19 protein-coding genes and 1 riboswitch are annotated in these 22,282 nt (G+C 73.9%); of the genes, 13 read left to right on the top strand and 6 right to left on the bottom strand.

What is annotated here, in order from left to right:
• Positions 1–7 precede the first annotated feature (7 nt).
• From O7615_RS01050 to dapB, 3 genes are read left to right on the top strand one after another with little or no spacing between them, the layout of a single operon-like run.
• On the top strand, positions 8–442 hold the full coding sequence (locus O7615_RS01050; protein ID WP_278175227.1) for a hypothetical protein: 435 nt from the start codon (positions 8–10) through the stop codon (positions 440–442).
• Positions 439–4,998 (top strand): AAA family ATPase, encoded by a 4,560-nt coding sequence (locus tag O7615_RS01045; RefSeq protein WP_278175226.1) that lies wholly within the window; start codon positions 439–441, stop codon positions 4,996–4,998. Before O7615_RS01050 ends, O7615_RS01045 begins: the two co-directional genes overlap by 4 nt.
• A 22-nt stretch (positions 4,999–5,020) precedes the next feature.
• The gene (gene dapB, locus O7615_RS01040) at positions 5,021–5,794 is read left to right on the top strand and encodes a 4-hydroxy-tetrahydrodipicolinate reductase (protein ID WP_278175225.1); all 774 of its coding nucleotides are present in this window, start codon (positions 5,021–5,023) and stop codon (positions 5,792–5,794) included.
• A gap of 27 nt (positions 5,795–5,821) precedes the next feature.
• Here the strand turns inward: dapB and O7615_RS01035 are convergent, their stop codons facing one another.
• Positions 5,822–6,403 (bottom strand): GNAT family N-acetyltransferase, encoded by a 582-nt coding sequence (locus O7615_RS01035; protein ID WP_278175224.1) that lies wholly within the window; start codon positions 6,401–6,403, stop codon positions 5,822–5,824.
• 35 nt (positions 6,404–6,438) lie between these two features.
• Here O7615_RS01035 and O7615_RS01030 point away from each other — a divergent pair, with 35 nt between their 5' ends.
• Complete coding sequence (locus tag O7615_RS01030) at positions 6,439–7,698, top strand: glycosyltransferase family 87 protein (protein ID WP_347405062.1); 1,260 nt, start codon at positions 6,439–6,441, stop codon at positions 7,696–7,698.
• Here O7615_RS01030 and O7615_RS01025 read toward each other — a convergent pair.
• The gene (locus O7615_RS01025; RefSeq protein WP_278175223.1) at positions 7,674–8,225 is read right to left on the bottom strand and encodes a GNAT family N-acetyltransferase; all 552 of its coding nucleotides are present in this window, start codon (positions 8,223–8,225) and stop codon (positions 7,674–7,676) included. The two genes, O7615_RS01030 and O7615_RS01025, sit on opposite strands and share 25 nt — an antisense overlap.
• Before the next feature lie 78 nt (positions 8,226–8,303).
• Here O7615_RS01025 and O7615_RS01020 point away from each other — a divergent pair, with 78 nt between their 5' ends.
• From O7615_RS01020 to O7615_RS00995, 6 genes are all read left to right on the top strand, one after another.
• Positions 8,304–9,533, top strand: a complete 1,230-nt coding sequence (locus tag O7615_RS01020; protein WP_278175222.1) for a crosslink repair DNA glycosylase YcaQ family protein — start codon at positions 8,304–8,306, stop codon at positions 9,531–9,533.
• Between the two features lie 5 nt (positions 9,534–9,538).
• Positions 9,539–10,102, top strand: coding sequence for a DUF2752 domain-containing protein (locus O7615_RS01015; RefSeq protein WP_347405061.1), 564 nt, complete (start codon positions 9,539–9,541; stop codon positions 10,100–10,102).
• 104 nt (positions 10,103–10,206) lie between these two features.
• A complete protein-coding gene (thyX, locus tag O7615_RS01010) occupies positions 10,207–10,950 on the top strand; it encodes an FAD-dependent thymidylate synthase (protein WP_278181934.1) in 744 nt (247 codons plus the stop codon).
• Positions 10,951–10,997: 47 nt separating this feature from the next.
• Positions 10,998–11,924, top strand: a complete 927-nt coding sequence (gene dapA / locus O7615_RS01005; RefSeq protein WP_278175221.1) for a 4-hydroxy-tetrahydrodipicolinate synthase — start codon at positions 10,998–11,000, stop codon at positions 11,922–11,924.
• Between the two features lie 52 nt (positions 11,925–11,976).
• Complete coding sequence (locus tag O7615_RS01000) at positions 11,977–13,668, top strand: ribonuclease J (protein WP_278175220.1); 1,692 nt, start codon at positions 11,977–11,979, stop codon at positions 13,666–13,668.
• A 158-nt stretch (positions 13,669–13,826) separates the two neighbouring features.
• Positions 13,827–15,023, top strand: a complete 1,197-nt coding sequence (locus O7615_RS00995; RefSeq protein WP_278175218.1) for a S1 family peptidase — start codon at positions 13,827–13,829, stop codon at positions 15,021–15,023.
• Between the two features lie 54 nt (positions 15,024–15,077).
• Here O7615_RS00995 and O7615_RS00990 read toward each other — a convergent pair whose 3' ends face one another.
• Together O7615_RS00990 and O7615_RS00985 are read right to left on the bottom strand one after the other, a co-directional pair.
• On the bottom strand, positions 15,078–16,655 hold the full coding sequence (locus O7615_RS00990; protein WP_278181933.1) for a YbjN domain-containing protein: 1,578 nt from the start codon (positions 16,653–16,655) through the stop codon (positions 15,078–15,080).
• 56 nt (positions 16,656–16,711) lie between these two features.
• Entirely contained in the window at positions 16,712–17,191 is a 480-nt protein-coding gene (locus tag O7615_RS00985; RefSeq protein ID WP_278175217.1) for a YbjN domain-containing protein, read from the bottom strand.
• Positions 17,192–17,304: 113 nt separating this feature from the next.
• On the opposite strand from O7615_RS00985, the gene O7615_RS00980 reads away from it, so the two are divergent.
• Positions 17,305–19,752 carry a DNA translocase FtsK gene (locus tag O7615_RS00980; protein WP_278175216.1) on the top strand — a complete coding sequence of 816 codons (2,448 nt, stop codon included), beginning with the start codon at positions 17,305–17,307 and terminating at the stop codon, positions 19,750–19,752.
• Entirely contained in the window at positions 19,745–20,122 is a 378-nt protein-coding gene (locus tag O7615_RS00975; protein WP_278175215.1) for a VOC family protein, read from the top strand. Before O7615_RS00980 ends, O7615_RS00975 begins: the two co-directional genes overlap by 8 nt.
• A 331-nt stretch (positions 20,123–20,453) precedes the next feature.
• Here O7615_RS00975 and O7615_RS00970 read toward each other — a convergent pair whose 3' ends face one another.
• Complete coding sequence (locus O7615_RS00970; RefSeq protein ID WP_278175214.1) at positions 20,454–20,681, bottom strand: hypothetical protein; 228 nt, start codon at positions 20,679–20,681, stop codon at positions 20,454–20,456.
• Positions 20,682–20,774: 93 nt separating this feature from the next.
• Entirely contained in the window at positions 20,775–21,089 is a 315-nt protein-coding gene (locus tag O7615_RS00965; protein WP_278175213.1) for an SMR family transporter, read from the bottom strand.
• Between the two features lie 55 nt (positions 21,090–21,144).
• A riboswitch (guanidine-III (ykkC-III) riboswitch) is annotated at positions 21,145–21,211 on the bottom strand.
• A gap of 93 nt (positions 21,212–21,304) precedes the next feature.
• Here O7615_RS00965 and O7615_RS00960 point away from each other — a divergent pair.
• A complete protein-coding gene (locus O7615_RS00960; RefSeq protein WP_278175212.1) occupies positions 21,305–22,228 on the top strand; it encodes an ornithine cyclodeaminase family protein in 924 nt (307 codons plus the stop codon).
• Positions 22,229–22,282 lie beyond the last annotated feature (54 nt).

Here is a 22,282-nt window from a genome sequence, read left to right as displayed (position 1 = left end):
GGCAGAGGTGGACGTCCGCATCCTGGTCGACAGCGAGCACGGCGCGGTCCACCTGGCGGAGCTGCACCACTGGCTCGCCGACGTCCCGGAGTTGCGCGGCCGGCTCACCCCGCTGGAGGCACCGCCCCCGCCGGGCGTCCTGGGCCCGACGCTGGAGGCGCTGCTGCTCGCGATCGCCCCCGGCAGCGTCGCCACGGCGTTCGCCACCGCGCTGGTGTCCTGGCTGCGCCACCGCAGCGGCGCGGTGCGCGTCGAGCTGGAGTTGCCGGACGGCTCGCGGGTGAAGCTGGAGGCGGACCGGGTCCGCGAGATGACCGACGCCGAGCTGCGCGGTCAACTGGCCGCCGTGCTCGCCGGCCTCTCCGCCGGGCAGCCCACCGGGGCGCCGAGGGTGGGCCGGGATCGGGCACCGGCCGACGAGGGCGCCGCCCCCACCGGATGAGCGACCTCACCGGACGCGGTGTCCGGGTCCTGGTCATCGCCACGGAGAACCATCACGGTCCGGGCCTGCCGGCGGTGCCGGCCGTCGGGCGTACGTCGGCGGCGCTGGTGGACCGGCTGACCGGCCGGTGTGGCGTCGCACGGTCGCAGCTCACCGTCCTGCACGACGCCCCGGACGCGTTCACCATCGCCAGAGCCATCAGCGAGGCCACCCAGCAGGCGGAGACCGTCCTGCTGATCTGGTACGTCGGTCACGGGCTGCGCGGCCGGGACGGGGAGCTGTACCTGGCCGCCGCCGGCACCGACCGGCTGACCCCGGGACTGGCCGCCCACCAGGCGTACCGGGTCTCGGATCTGCGTCAGGCGCTCTCCGTCTGCCGCGCGTCGTCGATCGTGGTGGTCCTCGACTGCTGCTTCTCGGCGCGGGCGCAGCTGGACGCCCCGGTACCGGCGACGGTGGCCGAGCCGCCCCCGGTGCACGGCGTCTATCTGCTCAGCTCCGCGGAACAACTGGCCCTCGCCGACCCCGACGCGGCGTACACCGCCTTCACCGGCGAGTTCCTCACCTTCCTCGACCGGGGCGACCCGGACGCGGGGCGGGCGCTGACCCTGGACGACGCGTACCACCACCTGTTCACGGCGTTGCGCGTCGCCGGCGCGCCGCTGCCCCGGCGGCAGGAGGCGGGTCACGCCGGCCGCCTCGTCCTCGCCGCGAACCCAGCCTGGCAGCCACCCGGCCGCTCGGGCGGCGCGCCGGTCGCGCAGTCGACCGGCCCGAGCCCCTACCGTGGCCTCGAACCCTTCGAGGAGCGGCATGCCGACGTCTTCTTCGGCCGGGAGGCGGTCTGCGCCACGCTCCACGCGCAGGCCGCCCAGCGGCTGGCCGATCCGGTACCGCTGCTGGTGATCGGTCCCTCCGGCGTCGGCAAGACCTCCCTCGTCCACGCCGGCCTGTTGCCGGCGGCGCGGCGCGACGGCTGGGGCGACGACGCCTCCGCGCGGGTGTGGCCGGTGCCGCTGCGGCCCTTCACCCCGGGCCCGGACCCGCTGTCGTCGCTGGCCCGGGTGCTCGGTGACGACCGCCCCGACGCCGGGAGCCGGCTGGCCGAGCGGCCGGCCGCGGCCGTCGAGCTGCTCGACCGGGGCACCGGTGGCGGTCCGGAGCGGCCGGCGTTGCTGGTGGTCGACCAGTTCGAGGAACTCTTCACGCTGGGCAGCACCGACGACACGCGGCGCGGCTTCATGGCGTGCCTGTCGGCGTTGGCCGCGCCCCGGCCGGGCGGCGGGCCCTGGGCGGTGGTGGTCGTCGTGCTCCGGGCCGACTTCTACGGTGCGGCGAGTGCCGAGCCCGCGCTCGCCGGGCTGGTCGCCGGGCCCCGGGTCGTGGTGGGCCCGATGACCGGCGCGGAGCTGCGGAGCGCGGTGCGGGAGCCGGCGGCCCGGGCCGGTCTCGACCTCGACGAGGGGCTCGCCGAGCTGATCCTGCACGAGCTGGGCGCGGACGGACCCCGAGGGCCGGAGCCGGGCGCGCTGCCGTTGCTGTCCCACGTGCTCTGGGAGACCTGGCGGCGGCGTCGGGGCAGCCGGCTGGACCTGGCGGCGTACCGGGAGAGCGGTGGGCTCGACGGGGCGATCGCCAAGACCGCGGAGGAGACGTACGCCGGGTTCACGCCGGCCCAGCAGGAGATCGTCCGGCGCCTGCTGCTGCGGTTGACCCGGGTCGGTGCGGACGGTGTCGACACCGCCCGCCCGGTAGCGCGTGCCGATCTGCTCGACGGGCTGGACGGCGACGCGGTCGTCGTGGTGGAACGGCTGGCCGCCCGCCGGCTGCTCGGGATCGAGGCCGACGGCGACGTCCGGATCAGCCACGAGATCCTGCTGCGCGCCTGGCCGCGCCTGCGGAGCTGGCTCAACGACGACCGGGGGCGCCTGGTCGCCGGAGAGCAGCTCACCGACGCGGCGGCGTTGTGGCGCTCCGGCGGGCGGCGCCGTGGCGACCTGCTCGCCGGCAGCCGGCTCATGGTCGTCCGGAAGACGCTGGCGGCGACCGGGGTGAGCGAGCTGGGCCCGGTCGAGCGGGACTTCCTGGACCGCAGCCTGCGGCGGCGCCGGACCGGCCGGCTCGCGGCGGCGCTTCTCGCCGTCCTGGTGCTGGTGCTCGGCACCGGCGGTGTCGTCGCGGTGCAGCAACGGGCGCGGGCGGAACGCCTGGACGCCGAACTCGGCTCCCGACTGATCGCCGCCCAGGCCAACGCCATGCGGGCGACCCAGCCGGAGCAGGCGCTGGCGCTCGCGACGACGGCATGGCGGACGTCACCGACCGAGCAGGCCCGCCAGGCGCTCTACGCCGCGGCGGCGGCGCCGCTGCCCGTCGCGCTGACCGGGCACGACGGTCACGTCTACAACCTGGCCTACTTCGCCGACGGGAAGGTGCTCGCCAGCTCCTCGACCGACCGGACGGTCCGGCTGTGGCACGTCGGTGATCACCGCCACCCGCTGCCCGGCGCGGTCATCTCCCTGCCGAACGTGACTCCCATCGCCACCAGTGCGCAGGGCCGATACCTCTTCGGGTGGTCGGCGGGGCAGCTGCTCGTCTGGCATGTGCTCGATCCCGCGCGACCGTTCCAGGTCGCTGCGGTGCCGACCGGTCCGGAGTCGCTGCGGACCATCGGCGTCTCGCCGGACGGGTCGGTCCTCGCCACGGGCGACGTCGCCGGGGTGGTCCAGCTCTGGGACATCGCCCAGCCGTGGCGTCCTCGGCCGCTGGCCGAGCTGAAGGTCGACCCCACCGACGTATGGGCGGTGGCCTTCGACCGGCGCGGCGGCGTCCTGGTGACCAGCAGCCGGAAGCCGCCGCAGGAGACGGAGGACACGATCCGGCTGTGGGACGTGGCGGATCCGCGCCAACCCACGAAGCTCAGCGAACTGCGGACCCCGACCGCCCTGGCGGTCGCGCTCGGGGCCACCTTCACCGAATCGTTGCTCGTCGCCGGCGGAGGGCTCGGCACGCTCAACGGATGGGACATCACCGACCCGGCCCGTCCGCGCGAGATCGGCGGCACGATCGATGGTCCAGCGGACGCCGACGGCATAGTCTGGTCGCTGGCGTTCCAACCCGGAGAGCAGACGTCGGCGCTGTTCGTCTCCGGCCACGCCACCGGCGGGATCGACGTGATCGAGGTCGACCCGCGCGCCGGCCCCACCTGGCGGACCCGGCTGGGCGGGGCGGAGCCCAGCTCGGCGGTCGCCTTCCGGCCGGACGGGATCGGGCTGGCCCAGGGAACGGAGGCGGGCGGGATCCGACTCTGGGCGCGTCCGTTGTCCCTGCTGCCGTACGGACTGTCCAACCAGGGTGTGAACGACGTCGACAGTGTCTTCGACGCGTTCGACGGGACCGGCCGGATCATGGCGGCCGACCTGACCGAACTGACCGATCTGCTGCCCAAGCATGGCAGCGTGTTCTGGGAGCTGGGCGGGCCTGCCCCGAGAATGCGTGCGACGCTTCCCCGGGGCTGGTCCGGTGCGGCGTTCCTACCCGGCGGACGTATCGCCATCGCCCGCAACGCCGAGGTGCTCCAGTTGTGGGAGGTGCCCGAGGGGCGGAGCCCGATCGCGGGGGACGCGCTGCCGGTGCCGCCCGGCCGGGAGACGATCGTGGTGCCGGGGCCGGACGGGCGTCAGCTCGTCGCGGGCAGCTCCCGGGACCGGGAACTGCGGGTGCTGGCGGTGCGGGATCAGGGCCGCATCGACGAGCTGGCCCGGGTGATGCTGCCCGAGCCGGCCCGCAAGGTGCGCTACCTCGGGCCGGATCTGCTGGCGGCCTGGGGCGCCCGGGACATCCACCTGTGGGATCTTCGGGACGGCGCCGCACCGAGGGCCGCCGGGGTGTTGGGCGGCTCCGCGAACGCCCTCAGCGCCCCGAGCACCGTGACGTACCTGCCCGAGCGGCGGGTGGCGCTCGTGGTCGCGTCCGTCGACCAGGAGCCGCAGGTCCAGCTCTGGGATCTCGCGGACCCGCACGAGCCCCGCCGGGCCGGGCTTCTCGAGGCGGATTCCCACCTGGCCGAGGTGGTGGTGTTGGGCGTCGACCGGGTCGCCGTCGGTACCAGTCGGGGGCTCGTGGCCTGGGATCTCACCGACGTCGACGACCCGGCGCCCGCGCCCGCGCTGTCCGGCGAGGACCGGCTGCGCGCCGACGGCGGAGGGTACCTGCTCAGCCCCGACGGGCAGTTGATGGTGGTGGCCGGATACGGCGAGAGCGAAGGCCCGACGGCGACGGTGTGGCGGCGGGCGGCGCCGGGCCAGGGCCTCTACGCGCACCCCGTCACCCTCTACGGGACCTCGCCGAGATTCAGCCCGGACGGCCGTTACCTGGTGCTGGAGGTCCGGGCCAGTTCCCCGTGGAAGCCGTTCCTGTCGAACGACGGCGTGCTCGTCGTGGACCTCGACCCGGAGAGCCTGCACCAGCGGTACTGCGCGGGCTCACCCGAGGCGTTCGACCGGGGCGAGTGGCAGCGGTACCTCCCGACCGTGCCCTACCGGACCGCGTGCGGCTGAGCGCCTGGGTTACCTTGTGCCGGTGACTGACGAGCAGCAGAGGGGCGCGGCCGGGCCGATCCGGGTCGGTGTGCTGGGTGCCCGTGGCCGGATGGGTGCCGAGGTGTGCCGGGCCGTCGACGGTGCCGCCGACACGGAGGTGGTGGCGGCGGTCGACCAGGGCGACGCGTTGACCGACGTCGCGGCGGCCGGCGCGCAGGTGGTCGTCGACTTCACCACCCCGGATGTCGTCATGGACAACCTGCGGTGGTGCATCGACCAGGGCATCCACGCGGTGGTGGGCACCACCGGCTTCACCGGGCAGCGGCTGGAGCAGGTCCGTGGCTGGCTGGCCGGCCGGCCCGACGTGGGCGTGGTGATCGCCCCGAACTTCGGCCTCGGTGCGGTGCTGATGATGCAGTTCGCCACGCGCGCGGCCCGGTACTTCGAGTCGGTCGAGATCGTCGAGCAGCACCATCCGCGCAAGCTCGACGCGCCCAGCGGCACCGCCACCCACACCGCGCGCCTGATCGCGGCGGCCCGCGCCGAGGCCGGGCTGGGCCCCGCGCCGGACGCCACCAGGGACGAGGTCGCCGGTGCCCGTGGCGCCGACATCGACGGGGTACGCGTGCACGCCGTCCGGGCCAGCGGTCTGGTCGCCCACCAGGAGGTGCTCTTCGGCGCCACCGGGGAGACGCTGACCATCCGGCACGACTCGTACGACCGGGTGTCGTTCATGCCCGGGGTGCTGCTCGCGGTGCGCGCGGTGCGCGACCGCCCGGGCCTGACCCTCGGCCTGGACGCCCTGCTCGACTGAGCGCGCCCGGCCGCCCGACGCCGCGAATCAGCCGGCCTGGGGTGCTTCGGTGGGGACCGCGACGTGCAGGCGTAGCTGGGGCACCAGCATGTCGTCCACGTCCAGGGCGCGCCCGGCGCCGTCGGGTTCCCAGCCGGCCGCGGTGAGGAACTTCCGGGACGCCGGCTCGCCCTCGAACACCCAGGCCACCGCCCGGTCGAAGCCGGACTCCCGCCACAGGTCGACGCTGGCGGCGAGCAGCCGGCTGCCGTGCCCGCGCCGGCCCCAGCGCGGCTCGACCAGCAGGTCCGTCACGGCGACGACGTCCGGGCCGAGGCTGTCGGCGGGCTCGTTCGGTGCCAACGCCTCGGCGTCGGCCGGGCCGGAGGCGGCGAACCCCACCAGATACGATTGCTCGGCCTGTTCGACGGCGACCAGCACCCGGTGGGTGTCGCCCGGCGGCTGGCGTATCGCGGCGTCCCAGCGCTGGGCGAGCGCCGCCTCGTCGAGGCCGTCCAGCACGTGCCGGGGCAGCAGCCGCCGGTAGGCGACCCGCCAGGTCGCGAGCTGGATGCGTGCGATCTCGCCGGCGTCCTCCGGACGCGCCGGGCGGACGTACCCGAGACTCATGGCACGACAGCCTACGCAGGGCGAGGGAGGCGACGGTGGCGCAGGGTGCCAGGCGGACGGTTTGGCAGGTTGCCGTCGTGATCGTGCTCGCCGTCGCGGTGGCCGCGTTCCTGTCGGTGGCGGCGGTCCGGCACGGCTTCTTCGACCTGCAGGTCTACCGGGGCGCGCTGGTCTGGTGGGCACACGACGGCGGGGAACTCTACGACCACCTCCGGCCCGGCACCCAGTACGGCTTCACCTACCCGCCGTTCGCCGCCCTGGTGATGCTGCCGATGGCGTACCTGTCCTGGCATGCGGCGATCGTGGTGAGCGTCGCCGCCGGCGTGGTGACCAGCGCGGTGCTGATCTGGTGGCTGCTGGACCCGGTGTCCCGGCGGGCCGGCTGGACCCGCTGGTTCGCCTTCGCGGTGGCGCTCTGCCTGGCCGCGGCCTTCGAGCCGATGCGCGAGACCATCAACTTCGGCCAGGTCAACACGCTGCTGCTCTTCCTGGTGGCGGTGGACCTGCTGCGGCTGCTGCCGAACGGCAGCCGGTGGGCCGGGATCGGCATCGGCCTGGCCACCGCGATCAAGCTCACGCCGGGCATCTTCATCGTCTACCTGCTGGTGACCGGGCGCTGGCGGGCGGCGGTCACCGCGATCGGCACCGCGACCGCGGCGACGGTGCTCGCCGCCGCGTTGTTCCCGGACGCCTCCCGGGAGTTCTGGACCACCGCGCTGTGGAACACCGGCCGGGTCGGTGAGCTGGCCTTCGTCTCCAACCAGTCGCTGCGTGGCGTGGTGGCCCGGCTCGATCCGCAGAGCCCCAGCACGCTGGCCTGGCTGCTGCTGGTCGCGGCGACGCTGGTGATCTGGGTGTGGCGGTCCCGCGCCGCGGCCTCCGCCGGCGACGAGGCCACCGGCCTGGCGCTGACCGGCGCGGTGATGTGCCTGGTCAGCCCGGTCACCTGGGTGCACCACCTGGTCTGGCTGCTGCCCGGGCTGCTCCTGCTGGTGGACAACGGCATGGCCGCGCGGCCCGGCAGCCGCCGGCGCCGCGTCCTGCTGGTCGCCGCGACCATCGGGTACGCCTTCCTGATCAGCCGGATCGTCTGGGCGTGGGAGCAGGACTTCACCGGTGTCGACGGCTTCCTGTTCAGCAACACCTACGTCTGGATCAGCCTGGCGCTGCTGGCCTTCCTGCCGGTGCGCCGCCCGGCCGCATCCGGCATGCCGTCGGGCCCAGCATCCGCGCTGGCGGCTGGTTCAGCATCCGCGCTACACCGGCTGGCTCAGCCGTCGAGCCGGCCGGTGTAGCGCAGCTCGACCAGCTCGATCGGCGGGCGCCCGCCGGACAGCGGCACCGGGTAGGTCGACCGTTCGCCGTCCGGTGACAGCCCGGCCCGCCGGTAGAACCGGCGGGCGCGGTCGTTGTCCGCCAGCACCCAGAGCCGGTACTCCGTCCAGCCGCGCTCCCGCAGCCCCGCCCGGGCCGCCGCGAACAGGGCCCGGGACGTGCCGTCGCCCCAGTGGGCGGGCGCGACGTACATCGCCACCACCTCGCCGTACGCCGGGTCGAGGTCGCCCCGGTCCTGGTTGTTGCGGTACGGGCCGAACGTGGTGAACCCGGCGAGCGCGCCGTCGACCTCGGCGAGCAGCGTGGTGAAGGGGTGCTCCGGGTCGGCGGTGCCGAGGGCACGGCGGCGCTGTGCCCAGGCGACCGGGTTGAGCCGGTGCAGCACCTCGTCCGGCATGATCCCGGCGTAGCCGGCCTGCCAGCCGCTGATGTGCACCCGGGCGATCGCCTCGGCGTCGTCGGGCTCCTCACGGCGGATGGTGGGCATGGAAGTAGTTGTAGGCCGCCGGGGGCGGCAGGTCCAGCGTCCGCACCGATGTCGTACGCCTGGCGTAGCCTGCCTGCGATGGCCGTACCGGAATCGCTCTCCCTCGCCCAGGCCCGCCGGATCGCGCTGGCCGCACAGGGGTTCGCCGACCCGCCGCCCACCGGGGCGCCCACCCGCCGGCACCTGCGCCGGGTGCTCGACCGGGTCGGGCTGATCCAGATGGATTCGGTCAACGTGCTGCAACGGGCGCACTACCTGCCGCTCTACAGCCGGATCGGGCCCTACCCGACCACGCTGCTCGACTCGGCCGCCTACCGCCGGCCGCGCGATCTCTTCGAATACTGGGGCCACGAGGCGTCGCTGGTGCCGGTCGGCCTGCACCCGGTGCTGCGCTGGCGGATGGCGCGGGCGCACTCCGACGCCTGGGGCGGCATGCGCCGCATCGCGCAGGAGCAGCCCAAGCTGGTCTCCTGGGTACGCGACGAGGTGGCCGCCCGGGGTCCGCTGACCGTGGCCGAGATCGAGCACGACGCGCCCCGCCAGACCGGCAACTGGGGCTGGAACTGGTCGGCGGTGAAGCAGGCGCTGGAATACCTCTTCTGGGCCGGTGAGGTGTGCGCGGCAGAGCGCACCGGTTCCTTCGCCCGCCGCTACGACCTGCCCGAGCGGGTGCTGCCGGCCGAGGTGCTCGACGCACCCACGCCGACCGACGCGGAGGCGTACCGCACCCTGGTGGGCATCGCGGCGCGGTCGCTCGGGGTGGCCGCCGAGCTGGAGCTGCGCGACTACTTCCGGCTGCCGGTGGTCGGCGCCCGGCAGGCCATCGCCGACCTGGTCGAGGCGGGGGAGTTGCGGCCGGTCACCGTGCCGGGCTGGCGGCAGCCGGCCTGGTTGCACGCGCAGGCCCGGCTGCCCCGCTGGGTGCGCGGCAACACGCTGGTCAGCCCCTTCGACCCGCTGATCTGGGCACGTGCCCGCACCGAGCGGCTGTTCGACTTCAGCTACCGCATCGAGATCTACGTCCCCGCCCCGCAGCGCGTGTACGGCTACTACGTGCTGCCGTTCCGCCAGGGCGAGCGGTTCACCGCCCGGGTGGACCTGAAGGCCGATCGCAAGGCGGGGGTGCTGTTGGTGCCGGCCGCCTGGGCCGAGCCGGGCGTCGACCCGGGGGAGACGGCCGTGGCGCTCGCCGCGGAGCTGTACCGCCTGGCCGGCTGGCTCGGCCTGACGGCGGTGGCGCCGCCGGCCGCCGGTGACCTCGCTGCCCCGCTGGCCGCCGCGCTGGCGGGTGTGGCCGGTGTACGGTGACGGTCGTGACGAGCGTTGACCGATCGGGTGCCGAGCCGCCCCCGCCAGTCGGCGAGCAACCTGACGGGGCGGTGCCGCCCGGCTGGCCGGCGGATCACCCGGGCACCTATCCGGTGGTCGAGTCCGACCGGCTCACCCGGTTCGTGACGCGGCTGCACGCCCGCACCCCGCGCTGGGTGGTGCCGCTGGCCGCCGTCGGCTGCGTCGCCGCCGGCATCGGCTACACGCTGCTCAGCGACCCCACCCGCTCGGCGCCGGATGCCCTGCCGACCTGCCTGCTCAAGCTGACCACCGGGCTGGACTGCCCGGGCTGCGGCGGCACCCGCGCCCTGTGGTACGTGCTGCACGCCGACCTGCCGGCCGCGGCCCGGCACCACTTCTTCTTCGTCTTCGCGCTGCCCTTCCTGGCCTATTTCTTCGTCGCCTGGGCGGGGCAGCAGGCGTTCGGCTGGCGGCTGCCCGAGCTGCGGATCGGCCCGCGGCTCATCGGCGGGTTCATGGCCGCCTGGCTGGCCTTCTCCGTGGTGCGCAACTTCCCCTGGCCCCCTTTCACCGCCCTGTACGTCTAGCGGCGCCCCCGCTCCGGCGCCGCGAGCGGTGACCGAGGCGGCAGGGAGCGAGCCTGGCTTGGGCGGGCGAGGGTGGTCCCACTACAGTCCCAGGCATGCCGGAGATGGTGCAGCCCCAGGTCAGATTGATCGCGTGGACCCACTTCGACCCGCCGGAGGACGTGCCCTGGTCGACCGACGCCGACGGGGGGCAGGCGCTCGCGGAGTTCGCCGGGCGGGCCTGCTACCAGAGCTGGAAGAAGCCGAACCCGGCCACCGCCACGAACGCCGGCTACCTGGCCCACATCCTGGAGGTGGGCCACCTGAGCGTGCTGGAGCACGGCTCGGTGAGCTTCTACTTCACCGGGGTGTCCCGTTCGTTCACCCACGAGCTGATCCGGCACCGGCACTTCTCGTACTCGCAGCTGTCCCAGCGGTACGTGCCGGAGCGGGACGCGGCGATGGTCGAGCCGACGGTGATCGCCGAGGACCCGGAGCTGCACAAGCGGTTCGTCGAGGCCGCCGAGGCGAGCGTACGCGCCTACAACGACCTGCTGGAGGGGCTGGAACGGCGCTTCGCCGACGTGGCGAACCCGACGCTGCGGCGCAAGCAGGCCCGGCAGGCGGCCCGGGCGGTGCTGCCGAACGCCACCGAGACCCGCATCGTGGTCACCGGCAACTACCGGGCCTGGCGGCACTTCATCGGGATGCGCGCCACCGAGCACGCCGACGTGGAGATCCGCGAGCTGGCGGTGGAATGTCTGCGGCAGTTGCAGCGGGCCGCGCCGAACGTCTTCGCCGACTTCACCATCTCGACCCTGCCCGACGGCACGGAGGTGGCGAACAGCCCGCACGCCCAGGGGTCGTGAGGCCCTTCCCCGGTGGCCGGCCGCCGGCCGTCCGATAGGTTGTCACCATGACGCACGACCACCTTGACGCCCCGGTCCGGGCGGCCTCGCGCCCGTTCGGCCGGGTGCTCACGGCCATGGTGACCCCGTTCACCGCCGACGGCGCGCTCGACCTCGACGGCGCGGCGCGGCTCGCGGATCACCTGGTCACCGAGCAGGGCAACGACGCGCTGGTGGTCAACGGCACCACCGGTGAGTCGCCGACCACCACCGACGCCGAGAAGGAACGCCTGATCCGGGCCGTGGTGGAGGCCGTCGGCGACCGGGCCCGGGTGGTGGCCGGCGTCGGCACCAACGACACCCGGCACACCGTCGAGCTGGCCGCCTCCGCGGAGAAGGCCGGTGCGCACGGGCTGCTGGTGGTCACCCCGTACTACAACAAGCCGCCGCAGGCCGGGCTGCTGCGACACTTCACCACGGTGGCCGACGCGACCGGGCTGCCGGTGATGCTCTACGACATCCCGCACCGCTCCGGCGTGCCGATCGAGACCGAGACCCTGGTCCAGCTCGCCGAGCACGGCCGGATCGTCGCAGTGAAGGACGCCAAGGGTGACCTGACGGCGACCAGCTGGGTGACCAGCCGCACCGAGTTGGCGTACTACAGCGGCGAGGACGCGCTCACCCTGCCCGCGCTGGCCGTCGGCTGCGTCGGCGTGGTCGGCACGTCGACCCACTTCACCGGCGCCGCGACCAAGCGGATGATCGAGGCGTACGACGCGGGAGACACGGCGACGGCGCTGGCAGTGCACCGCCGGTTGCTGCCGCTGTACACGGGGATCTTCCGCACCCAGGGCACCATCCTGGTCAAGGCGGGCCTGGCCGCACAGGGGCTGCCGGCCGGTCCGGTCCGGCCGCCGCTGGTGGACGCCACCGACGGCCAGGTCGCCCAGCTGCGCGCCGACTGCGCGGCGGCGGGCCTGCCCCTCCCCGAATGATCAAACGACACGACGGACGCCGGGTGACGGCGTCGCAGAATGAGGTGAACGCGTGACCGAGGCGCACAACGAGGAGGCCCAACTTCCACCGCCGCTGCCGGAGGGCGGACTGCGGATAATACCGCTCGGCGGGCTCGGCGCCATCGGCCGGAACATGACCGTCTTCGAGTACGACGGCAGGCTGCTGGTCGTCGACTGCGGTGTGCTCTTCCCCGACGTCGAACAGCCCGGTGTCGACCTGATCCTGCCGGACTTCGGTCCCATCCTCGACCGGCTCGACGACATCCAGGCGATCGTGCTGACGCACGGCCACGAGGACCACATCGGCGCGGTGCCCTACCTGCTGGCGCACAAGCCCGACATCCCGCTGGTCGGTTCGCAGTTCACCCTCGCGCTGGTCGAGGCGAAGCTGGCCGAGCGGCGGATCCAGCCGTACACGCTGACCGTGCGGGAGGGCGGCCGGGAGCGGCTCGGACCGTTCGAGTGCGAGTTCTTCGCCGTGAACCACTCGATCCCGGACGCGCTCGCGGTGGCCATCCGCACCCCGGCCGGGCTGGTGCTGCACACCGGCGACTTCAAGATGGACCAGCTCCCGCTGGACGGCCGGATCACCGACCTGGCCGGGTTCGCCCGGCTCGGCGCCGAGGGCGTGGACCTGCTGCTGTCGGACTCCACGAACGCGGAGATCCCGGGCTTCGTCACCCCCGAGCGGGAGATCGGCCCGGTGCTCGACTCGATCTTCGCGAAGGCGCGGGGCCGGATCATCGTCGCCTCGTTCGCCTCGCACGTGCATCGGGTGCAGCAGGTCTTCGACTCGGCGATCGAGCACGGCCGCAAGGTCGCGTTGATCGGCCGGTCCATGGTCCGCAACATGGGCATCGCGCGGGACCTGGGCCTGCTGAACATCCCGGCCGGCCTGGTCGTCGGCCTGGACGAGGCGACCTCGATGCCGCCGGAGCAGATCGTGCTGATGTCCACCGGGTCGCAGGGGGAGCCGATGAGCGCCCTGGGCCGGATGGCCAGTGGCGACCACCGGCACATCACCATCGCCCCCGGCGACACCGTGGTGCTCGCCTCGTCGCTGGTGCCGGGGAATGAGACCTCCGTCTACCGGGTGATCAACCGGCTGGCCCGGGCCGGCGCCCTGGTGGTGCACAAGGACGTGGCGAAGGTGCACGTCTCCGGCCACGCGCCGGCCGGGGAACTGCTCTACCTGCTCAACGTGGTCCGGCCCAGCAACCTGATGCCGGTGCACGGCGAGTGGCGGCACCTGCGCGCGCACGCCCGGCTGGGCATCGAGTCCGGTGTGGCGGCGGACCGGGTGGTGCTCTGCGAGGACGGCGACGTGGTCGACCTGGTGGAGGGGCGGGCCAGCCTGGTCGGCCACGTCAAGAGCCGGTACGTCTACGTCGACGGCCTGGCCGTCGGTGACGTCAGCGAGTCGTTGCTCACCGAGCGGCGCATCCTCGGTGACGGTGGGTTCATCGCCGCGACCGTCGTGGTGGACTCGGTCACCGGCAAGGTGGTCGCCGGCCCGACCGTGTCGGCCAAGGGCTTCTCGGAGGACCAGGGGGCGTTCAACGCGGTGATCCCGCTGGTCACCGAGGCGCTCAACCGAGCGGCCGCGGACGGGATCACCGACCCGCACCAGCTGCAGCAGATCGTCCGGCGCACCGTGGGGCGCTGGGTCAACGACGCCTACCGTCGCCGTCCGATGATCGTCCCCACCGTCGTCGAGGTCTGAGCGTCACCCGACGCCCGATGGACCGCCGGACCCGTCGTCCGGCGGTCCATCGGCGTCAGCAGATCGATTTGTCGGCGCTCTGATTCAACCGTTCGGCCCTCGTGCCCGTACTCCGACCCGGCAGGCGTACCCCACGCCGGCCGGGAGGAGCATGGCGGATGGACCGCAGACGATTGACAGCCATCGGTGTCGTGGTGGCGGCGTTGGGCGCGGCGGCGGCGGTGGCCCTGCCGTCGTTCGCCGGTGACGGTGGCGCGCCGACGGGCACGCCGTCCGGCGCGCCGACCAGCGAGGCGGTGGAGGGCGCGGACCGGGAAGTGGTCGAGGCGATGCGCCGGGACCTGGGGCTGGACGAGTCACAGGTGGCCGCACGACTCAAGACCGAACGCTGGGCGTCCGGAGTTGTCGAGCAGCTGCGGTCGGAACTCGGCGCGGCCTACGGCGGTAGCTGGCTCAGCGCCGACGGCGGCGAACTCAACGTGGCGGTCGCCAACCAGGCGCAGGCGCAGCGGGTCCGGGCCGCCGGCGCGGTGCCGAAGGTGGTCGAGCGCGGGGTCGGCCAGCTCGACGCCCTCAAGACCCGGATGGACCGCACCGCCGCGCGCGCCCAGCAGGTCTCCGGCTGGTACGTCGACGTGTCCTCGAACACCGTCGTGGTGCTCGCCGAGCCGGGCGCGGAGGCGGCCGGCTGGCGCTTCGTGGACCGCGCCGGAGTTTCCCGGCAGGCGGTCCGGATGGCCACCGAGGAGCGGCCGCAGCTCTTCGCCGACGTGCGCGGCGGCGAGCCGTTCTTCATCGGCAACAGCCGGTGCTCGGTCGGCTTCGCGGTGGTCGGCGGCTTCGTCACGGCGGGCCACTGCGGGCGGGTCGGCGACCGCACCACGGGCGCCGACCGGTTGGCGCAGGGCGTCTTCCGGGCCTCGTCCTTCCCCGGTGACGACTGGGCCTTCGTACGGGTCAACAACAACACCAGGGTGCTGCCGGAGGTGACCGACTTCCAGGGCGGTGTGGCCCGGGTCGCCGGCTCGCAGGAGGTGCCCGTCGGCTCGTCGATCTGCCGCTCCGGCTCCACCACCGGCGTCCGCTGCGGCACGGTCCAGGCCCGCAACGTCACCGTCCGCTACCCGGAAGGGCTGGTCGGCGGACTGGTGCGGACCAACGTCTGCGCCGAGCCCGGTGACTCCGGCGGCTCGTGGATCTCCCGTAACCAGGCGCAGGGCGTGACCTCCGGCGGTTCGGGCGACTGCGTCCGCGGTGGCACCACGTTCTACCAGCCGGTCAACGAGATCCTGCGACGCAACAACCTGACCCTGATCACCACCCAGAACGTCGGCACCCTGGGCAACCGGCGCTGATCCGCGATTCCCGGCCGGGCCGTTGGGCGTCCGGCCGGGACCGTGGGGGGTACGTCAGGGCAGCGCGGCGACCGCCTCCGCGTACGCGAGACCGGTGCGGACCGCCGCCTCGACCAGCACCGTCACCTGTGCCGGCGCCACCCCGTACGCCAGGTCGGTGGTCACCTCGCCGGCCAGCACCAACTCGCCGTCGCCCGGATCCTGCACGTACGCCGTGGGCAGCAGCCGGTCGCGGTTCCACCCGTTGCAGAACGCGTACGCCTCGGCGCGCCGGGCCGCCGGCAGCCGGCGCCCGGCCACCACCCGCGCGTGCAGGATGTCGTGGCGGTCACCGGCCCGCCGGAACTGGATCACCGCATCGCCCCAGCGCCCCAGCACCGTGCCCGCGCCGTCGACGATGTACCCGTCGCCCCGCCCGTCCAGCGCGTCCGTGATCATCGCCACGGTCAGCGCGCCGACCTCGTCCACGGCCGCGCCGGCGGTCCCGTCGTCCGGCTCCGGCTCGTCGTCACCGTCCGGTTCGTCGTCACCGTCCGGCTTCTCGTCGCCGGGCAGCGGCACCGGCGGGGCCAGCGGGCGCTCGGCCAGCCAGGCGGCCATCCGGCCGGACTGGTGCCCGGTGCCGTTGCGGGCGTCGAAGCTGCCGGCCAGCCCGGTGGCGACGGCGAGCAGTTCGCCGCCGAGCTGCCCGACCGTGACCTCGGCCGCCGGCCGCCCCCGGTAGGCCGGCCGGCGCACCGTCCGATCACCCGCCGTGCCGCCGGTCGTGCCCGCCGTGCCGTCTGCCGTGCCCGCCGCGTCGCCGGTCGTGCCCGCCGTGCCGGCCGCCAGCGTGCAGACCAGCGCTCCCGCCGCCGCGAACTCCATCACGGACAGATCCTCGTGCGGCCGGTCCAGCCGGGGCAGCTGTTCGACGAGGATCTCCAGCCCGCGATCGAGATGCCCGCCCAGCACGCAGAAGCGCAGGTGCGTGGCGAGGTGAGCGAACCCGTCCGGCTCCACCCGGTGTCGGCGGTACGCCCGTACGTGTGCCCGTGCCGCCCGCTCCGCCTCGCCCGCCCGCAGCCAGGGCAGCAGCGCCGCGGTCAGGGCGGCCTCGGGCTGGGCGGTGCAGCGGGCCGGGCCATCGAGCACGGGTGCGAGGGCGTCGAGCGCCGCCGCCCAGTCGCCCCAGCCGGCGAGCAGCTCGGCCTGGCGTACGGGCAGGCAGTCGGGGCACCCGGCGGCGGGGTCGGGTGGGCTGGACCGCCACTGCCCCAGCCAGCGCCGGGCGGCGGGTTCGTCGCCCGCCTGATCGGCGATCCGGCAGCGCAGCTGGGCCAGGAGCGCCGAGGCGTCGGCCTGCTCGGTGAGCCCGTCCAGCACGCTCCGCGCCTGGTCCAGGCCGATGCGCGGGGTGCCGAGCAGCGCCTCGACGGCGTACCGCCGGTAGCGGCGCAGCGTCTCGTCGTCGGCCCCGGCCGCGTCGAGACAGCGCCGGACCGGCTCGACGAGCCGCCACCGTTCGCCGTCGCGCAGGTGCGTCTCGACCAACTCGGACCACGCGTCCAGCGCGGTCCGGCGATCACCGGTCGCCTCGGCGAGGGCGGCGACCCGTTCCAGTTCGGCGACGCGCGCCTCGCCGTCGGGCATGTCCCGGGCGTCGGCGAGCGCGTCGGCGGGTCGTACCCCGTCGGCTGCCGGCCCGGTCACGGGCGTGCCGTCCCCGCGAGCCGGTCCACCTCGGCGGCGAGCCGGCAGCCGGCCGCGATGCCCCGGTCGAGCAGCCGGTCGAGCTGGTGCGGTGTCACACCCCGTTCCAGGTCGGTGATGACCTCGCCGCAGACCCGCGCGTGGCCGGTGTCGTCGACGTGGACGAACGCCTTCGGCCAGAACCGGTCCCGGTTCCACGTGTTGCAGAAGTCGTGCAGCCACGGCACGTCCTCGACCCCGAAGGCGCGGGCGGCGACGGCGCGGACCTGGAGCATCTCCCCGGCGTCGCCGGCGCGCAGGAACCAGATGTGGCTCTGCGCCCACCGGCCGACCAGCCCGCCCGCGGCGTCGGTGGTCACCGGGTGGCCCCGGTTGGTCAGCACCGCGGCGACGAGGTCGTGGGTCAGCGGCCGCAGCGTCGCCGGGTGCCCGGCCAACGGATCGTCGGCATGGCCCTCGAACTCCGGCGACCGCATCGGACACTCCCTTGCCCAGGCGAATATCACGGCAGGCGGCGGGGACCGCGCTGCGACACGCGGAGAGACCAGGAAGACCGGCTTATCGCCCGGCCCGCCGTTACGGTGATGCTATGGCGGGCCGTACCCCTCAGGCGAGTCGGCGGCGCGGCGCGTCGCCGCGTGGCGGCACGAACAGTCGTGCCCGCCAGCCGGCCAAGAAGACCCGCGCGCCGGCCCGGCGCCGCACCTCTGCCCGAGGGCCGGGCCCCGCCGCGTACGTCGGGCGGGCGCTCCAGGCACTGTGGATGGGCCTGGCCCACGGCACCGGATGGGCGGTGCGCGCCGTCGGCCGGCAGGCCGCCTCGGCCCGCGACCTCGACCCGGAGCACCGCCGCGACGGAGCCGGTCTGCTGCTGATCGGGCTTTCGCTGCTCGGCGCGGGCGCGATCTGGTTCTCGGCGGCCGGTCCGGTCGGCGCCCGGCTGGCCGACACGGTCCGGCTCTTTCTCGGCGCGATCTCCATCGTGGTGCCGGTGCTGCTCGGCATCGGCGCCTGGCGGCTGATGCGCCAGCCCGGCGACCCCGACCACCGGGGCCGAGGGCTGGTCGGCTGGGGTTCCATGCTGGTGGCCACCGCCGCGCTGCTGCACATCGGCCAGCAGCCGGCCGGCCCGGGCGAGCGGGACTTCGCCGGTGGCCTGGTCGGTGCGGGCGTGGGCAGCGTGCTGGAGCGCGCGGTGACCGCCTGGGTGGCGGTGCCGCTGCTGATCCTGCTGCTGGTGTTCGGGCTGCTGGTGGTCACCGCGACCCCGATCAACAAGATCCCCGAGCGGCTCGGCCTGCTCGCTGGAAGCGTGATCGGGCAGACCGAGCCGGAGACGGAGGAGGAGCCCACGGCGCCGGCCCGGCGGCGCCCGGCGAAGCGGGCGGCGCCGCCGGTCGATCCCGACGAGTTCGACGACCTGGGCGACGTGGACCTGCAGGAGACCATGGTCCTGCCCCGCAAGGCGCCGTCCCGGGTGCCGGCCAGCCGCCGGCCGGCCGAGCCGCCGGAACACTCGCCCGCGCCGACCCGGGCCGAGCAGCTCGCGCTGACCGGGCTGGCCGGCGACTACACGCTGCCGCCGGCGAACATGCTCGGCAGCGGGGCCGCGCCGAAGAGCCGCAGCAAGGCCAACGACGAGGTGATCGCCGCGCTCACCGGCGTCTTCGACCAGTTCGACGTCGACGCGGCGGTGACCGGCTTCACCCGTGGCCCGACGGTGACCCGCTACGAGGTCGAGTTGGGGCACGGGGTCAAGGTCGAGCGGATCACCCAGCTGTCCCGCAACATCGCGTACGCGGTCAAGTCGCCGGACGTACGCATCCTCAGCCCGATCCCGGGCAAGAGCGCGGTGGGTGTGGAGATCCCGAACACCGACCCGGAGAACGTGGCGCTCGGCGACGTGCTGCGTTCCCGCGCCGCCACCAGCGACCACCACCCGATGGTCGTCGCCCTCGGCAAGGACATCGAGGGCGGCTACGTGGTGGCCAACCTCGCGAAGATGCCGCACATCCTGATCGCGGGGGCCACCGGTGCCGGCAAGTCCTCGTGCCTGAACACTCTGCTGATGTCCATCCTGTCCCGGGCCACGCCGGACGAGGTGCGGCTGCTGCTGATCGACCCGAAGCGGGTCGAGCTGACCGGCTACGAGGGGATCCCGCACCTGGTCACGCCGATCGTGACCAACGCCAAGAAGGCGGCCGACTCGCTGGAGTGGGTCGTCCGCGAGATGGACATGCGCTACGACGACCTCGCGGCCAACGGGGTCCGGCACATCGACGACTTCAACCGCAAGGTACGCACCGGCGAGATCAAGGCCCCGCCGGGCAGCGAGCGGGAACTACGTCCCTACCCCTACCTGCTGGTGATCGTGGACGAGCTGGCCGACCTGATGATGGTCGCCCCCCGCGACGTCGAGGACTCGATCGTCCGGATCACCCAGCTCGCCCGCGCGGCGGGGATTCACCTGGTGCTCGCCACCCAACGCCCCTCGGTCGACGTGGTGACCGGCCTGATCAAGGCCAACGTGCCGTCCCGGTTGGCCTTCGCGACCTCCTCGCTGGCCGACTCCCGGGTCATCCTCGACCAGCCCGGCGCGGAGAAGCTGCTGGGCCGGGGCGACGGGCTGTTTCTGCCGATGGGTGCCTCGAAGCCGGTCCGGATCCAGGGCGCCTGGGTCACCGAGCGCGAGATCAACGACGTGGTCAAGTTCTGCAAGGACCAGCGCGAGCCGGAGTTCCGTCCGGACGTGCTGGCCCCCGCGCAGGACAGCAAGAAGAAGATCGACGAGGACATCGGCGACGACCTGGACCTGCTGGTGCAGGCGGTCGAGCTGGTGGTCACCTCGCAGTTCGGCTCGACCTCGATGCTCCAGCGCAAGCTGCGGGTCGGCTTCGCCAAGGCGGGCCGGCTGATGGACCTGATGGAGACCCGGGGCGTGGTCGGCCCCTCGGAAGGCTCAAAGGCGCGTGACGTGCTGGTCAAGCCGGACGAGCTGGAGGAGGTCCTGGAGGGCCTGCGAGGTGACGATGGCTGAGCGCACGGCACTGGCGAGCGAACTGTTCCCGATCATCACGGCCGGCGACCTGGACGCCGCGCTGCGCTTCTACGAGGGACTGCTCGGCGGGGTGGTCGGCTACCGGTTCCCGGAGACCGGCGAGGCCGCGTACGTCTCCCTGGGTTTCGGTGCGGGGCAGCTGGGCATCGGACGCCAGGCGGACGACGAACCGCCCGCCGGTCCGACCACCCTGTGGGTGTACGTCGCCGACTGCGCGGCGGCGGTCGCGCGTCTCCGCGGCGCCGGTGTGCAGGTGCTGGCCGAGCCGGCGACGCAGCCATGGGGCGAGCGGATGGCCATCGTCCGCGACCCGGACGGCAACCGCGTGCTGGTCGCCGACCGAGGCTGACCCCGCACCATCACTCACCGTGCTTTCCCCGCCCAACGCCCCCTACCCCCTTCCGTCCTTTGCTCTGCTTCACTAGACGCAACGGTTACTGATAGTGGCTGTCGATCTTCAAGCGGCGGCGAGAGGCTGTCGCGTTGCCGCAGTTCACAAGCTATTGCGTGGGTTGAAGCAGAGCAAAGGATGTGAAGGGTGAGGGTTGTTGGCGGCTACGGGCGCTACGGATCGTGTTCGTTGCTGTCCGTGGCCGTACTCTTCCCAGCGTCGGCCGCGCGATGTGAGCGGGCCCGCCGCGGTGGTGTGCGGCGGGCCCGGCGGGGGACGGAGCGAGGGGTCAGAGTGCGCTGAGGATCAGCATGCCCAGCACCATGGCGAGCACGTTCGCCCCGGCGGCGTACCAGCCGAGCGGCTTGTCGCCGAGCACCCCGCCGACGACGCCGAGGACCAGCCCGATGACTCCGAAGAGGACCGGGTTGAGCAGCAGCGCGAGCACCGCGAACACGAAGCTCACGATGGTGCAGATGCGGGCGGCGCTGGTCGAGCGGACGGTGCTGGTGGCCATGTCTTCCTCCGGACGGTGAGTCTGCGTCTGCCGTCCGGTCTCTACCCACTGCGGACGCTCGCCACGCCCGCGCGCAATCCGCGCCAGCACGCGTCAGTGGTAGATCTTGAGGCCGATCACTCCGGCGACGACCAGCAGCAGGCAGCCGAGCCGGGGCAGGCTGGCGGACTCACCCAGCGCGAGCATCCCCACGGCGGCGGTGCCGGTCACGCCGATGCCGACCCACACCGCGTACCCGGTGCCGACCGGGATCTCCCGCAGCGCATAGGCCAGGCCGGCCATGCTCAGCACCAGCGTGATCACGAAGACCACCGAGGGGACTGCGCGGGTGAGGCCGGCGGAGCGGTCCAGGGCGATCGCCCACGCCGTTTCGAGCAGTCCGGAGAGCACCAGCACGATCCAGGCCATCGGGTCACCTTTTCGGCGGGCCCGGCCACCGGGGCCGGGACGAGTCGGGTCACTACGCGGGGCGTCTTGGCCTGACCGGGTACGCCCTCGACTCGTCCGGGGCGGCCGCACGGGCCGCCGAGGCCGACCGTAGCACCGGACGTGCCGGCCGGGCCGGGTGAAACGGATCACCCGGTGTGGACTTCAAGCTCGCTTCAACCTGCACCATGGACCCCGTGACCGTGCTCATCTCCGATCGGGAGGTCGCCGCCGCGCTGGACGCCGCGACCTGCGTCGACGCGATGCGTCAGGCCGTGCTCGCCGCGTACGACGGGCGGTTGGTGGCCCCACCCCGCGCCGCCGCGACCCTCGGTGGCGGCCGAATGGTGCTCACCGCCGGGCACCTGGTGGGGCAGTGGTACGGATACCGGGCGTACGACACGTTCGGGCACCCGGAGACCGAACAGGTGGTGGTGCTGCACGACGGGCGCACCGGCGCGGTGCGGGCGGTGGCCGTGGGGGAGGAGTTGGGCTCCCGGCGTACCGGGGCGCTGGGCGGGGTGGCGGTGGACGCGCTGGCCCGCCCGGACGCGACCACGCTCGGCGTGATCGGCTCCGGCGGGCAGGCATGGACCCAGGTCTGGGCCGCCGCTGCCGTGCGACCGCTGAGCGAGGTGACCGTGCACAGCCGCTCGACCGCACGCCGGGAGGCGTTCGCCGCCCGGGTCCGGGCCGAACTCGGCGTCCCGGCCCGCGCCGTGGACAGCGTCCGGGCGGCCGTACGCGACCGGGACGTGGTGGTGCTGGCCACCACCAGCCCGACGCCGGTGCTGACCGCCGCCGACCTGAGCCCCGGCACCCACGTCAACGCGGTCGGCTTCAAGCAGCGTGACCGGTCGGAGTTCGGCACCGACCTGCTGGACACCGCCGCCGTGCTCGCCACCGACTCGGTGGCGCAGGCGATCGCCTACGACCCGCCGATGCTCGCCGCGCAGCCGCCGTACGCCTCCCGGCTGCGTGACCTGGGCGCGGTGCTGGCCGGCGCCGCACCCGCCCGCACCGGCGCGGACCAGATCTCGGTCTTCTGCTCGGTCGGCCTGGCCGGCACCGAGGTCTTCCTCCTCGATCGCCTGGTCCGGATCCTCGCCCCGGCGGTCTGAGCGACCGTCGCCGTCGGGCCCCGCGTGCGGGCCGGCGCGGCACGCCTCACCGCC

The sequence above is a fragment of the Micromonospora sp. WMMD1082 genome, from assembly GCF_029626175.1.
Classification (GTDB): Bacteria; Actinomycetota; Actinomycetes; order Mycobacteriales; family Micromonosporaceae; genus Micromonospora.
This window is presented reverse-complemented; position numbering and strand designations above follow the sequence as displayed.

Bases quoted from the DNA above. Each gene is read 5' to 3' on its own strand.
- O7615_RS01045 (WP_278175226.1), top strand. From the start codon at position 439: ATGAGCGACCTCACCGGACGCGGTGTCCGGGTCCTGGTCATCGCCACG.
- O7615_RS01035 (WP_278175224.1), bottom strand. From the start codon at position 6,403: ATGAGTCTCGGGTACGTCCGCCCGGCGCGTCCGGAGGACGCCGGCGAG.
- O7615_RS01025 (WP_278175223.1), bottom strand. From the start codon at position 8,225: ATGCCCACCATCCGCCGTGAGGAGCCCGACGACGCCGAGGCGATCGCC.
- O7615_RS01020 (WP_278175222.1), top strand. From the start codon at position 8,304: ATGGCCGTACCGGAATCGCTCTCCCTCGCCCAGGCCCGCCGGATCGCG.
- thyX (WP_278181934.1), top strand. From the start codon at position 10,207: ATGGTGCAGCCCCAGGTCAGATTGATCGCGTGGACCCACTTCGACCCG.
- dapA (WP_278175221.1), top strand. From the start codon at position 10,998: ATGACGCACGACCACCTTGACGCCCCGGTCCGGGCGGCCTCGCGCCCG.
- O7615_RS00995 (WP_278175218.1), top strand. From the start codon at position 13,827: ATGGACCGCAGACGATTGACAGCCATCGGTGTCGTGGTGGCGGCGTTG.
- O7615_RS00990 (WP_278181933.1), bottom strand. From the start codon at position 16,655: ATGCCCGACGGCGAGGCGCGCGTCGCCGAACTGGAACGGGTCGCCGCC.
- O7615_RS00985 (WP_278175217.1), bottom strand. From the start codon at position 17,191: ATGCGGTCGCCGGAGTTCGAGGGCCATGCCGACGATCCGTTGGCCGGG.
- O7615_RS00980 (WP_278175216.1), top strand. From the start codon at position 17,305: ATGGCGGGCCGTACCCCTCAGGCGAGTCGGCGGCGCGGCGCGTCGCCG.
- O7615_RS00975 (WP_278175215.1), top strand. From the start codon at position 19,745: ATGGCTGAGCGCACGGCACTGGCGAGCGAACTGTTCCCGATCATCACG.
- O7615_RS00970 (WP_278175214.1), bottom strand. From the start codon at position 20,681: ATGGCCACCAGCACCGTCCGCTCGACCAGCGCCGCCCGCATCTGCACC.
- O7615_RS00965 (WP_278175213.1), bottom strand. From the start codon at position 21,089: ATGGCCTGGATCGTGCTGGTGCTCTCCGGACTGCTCGAAACGGCGTGG.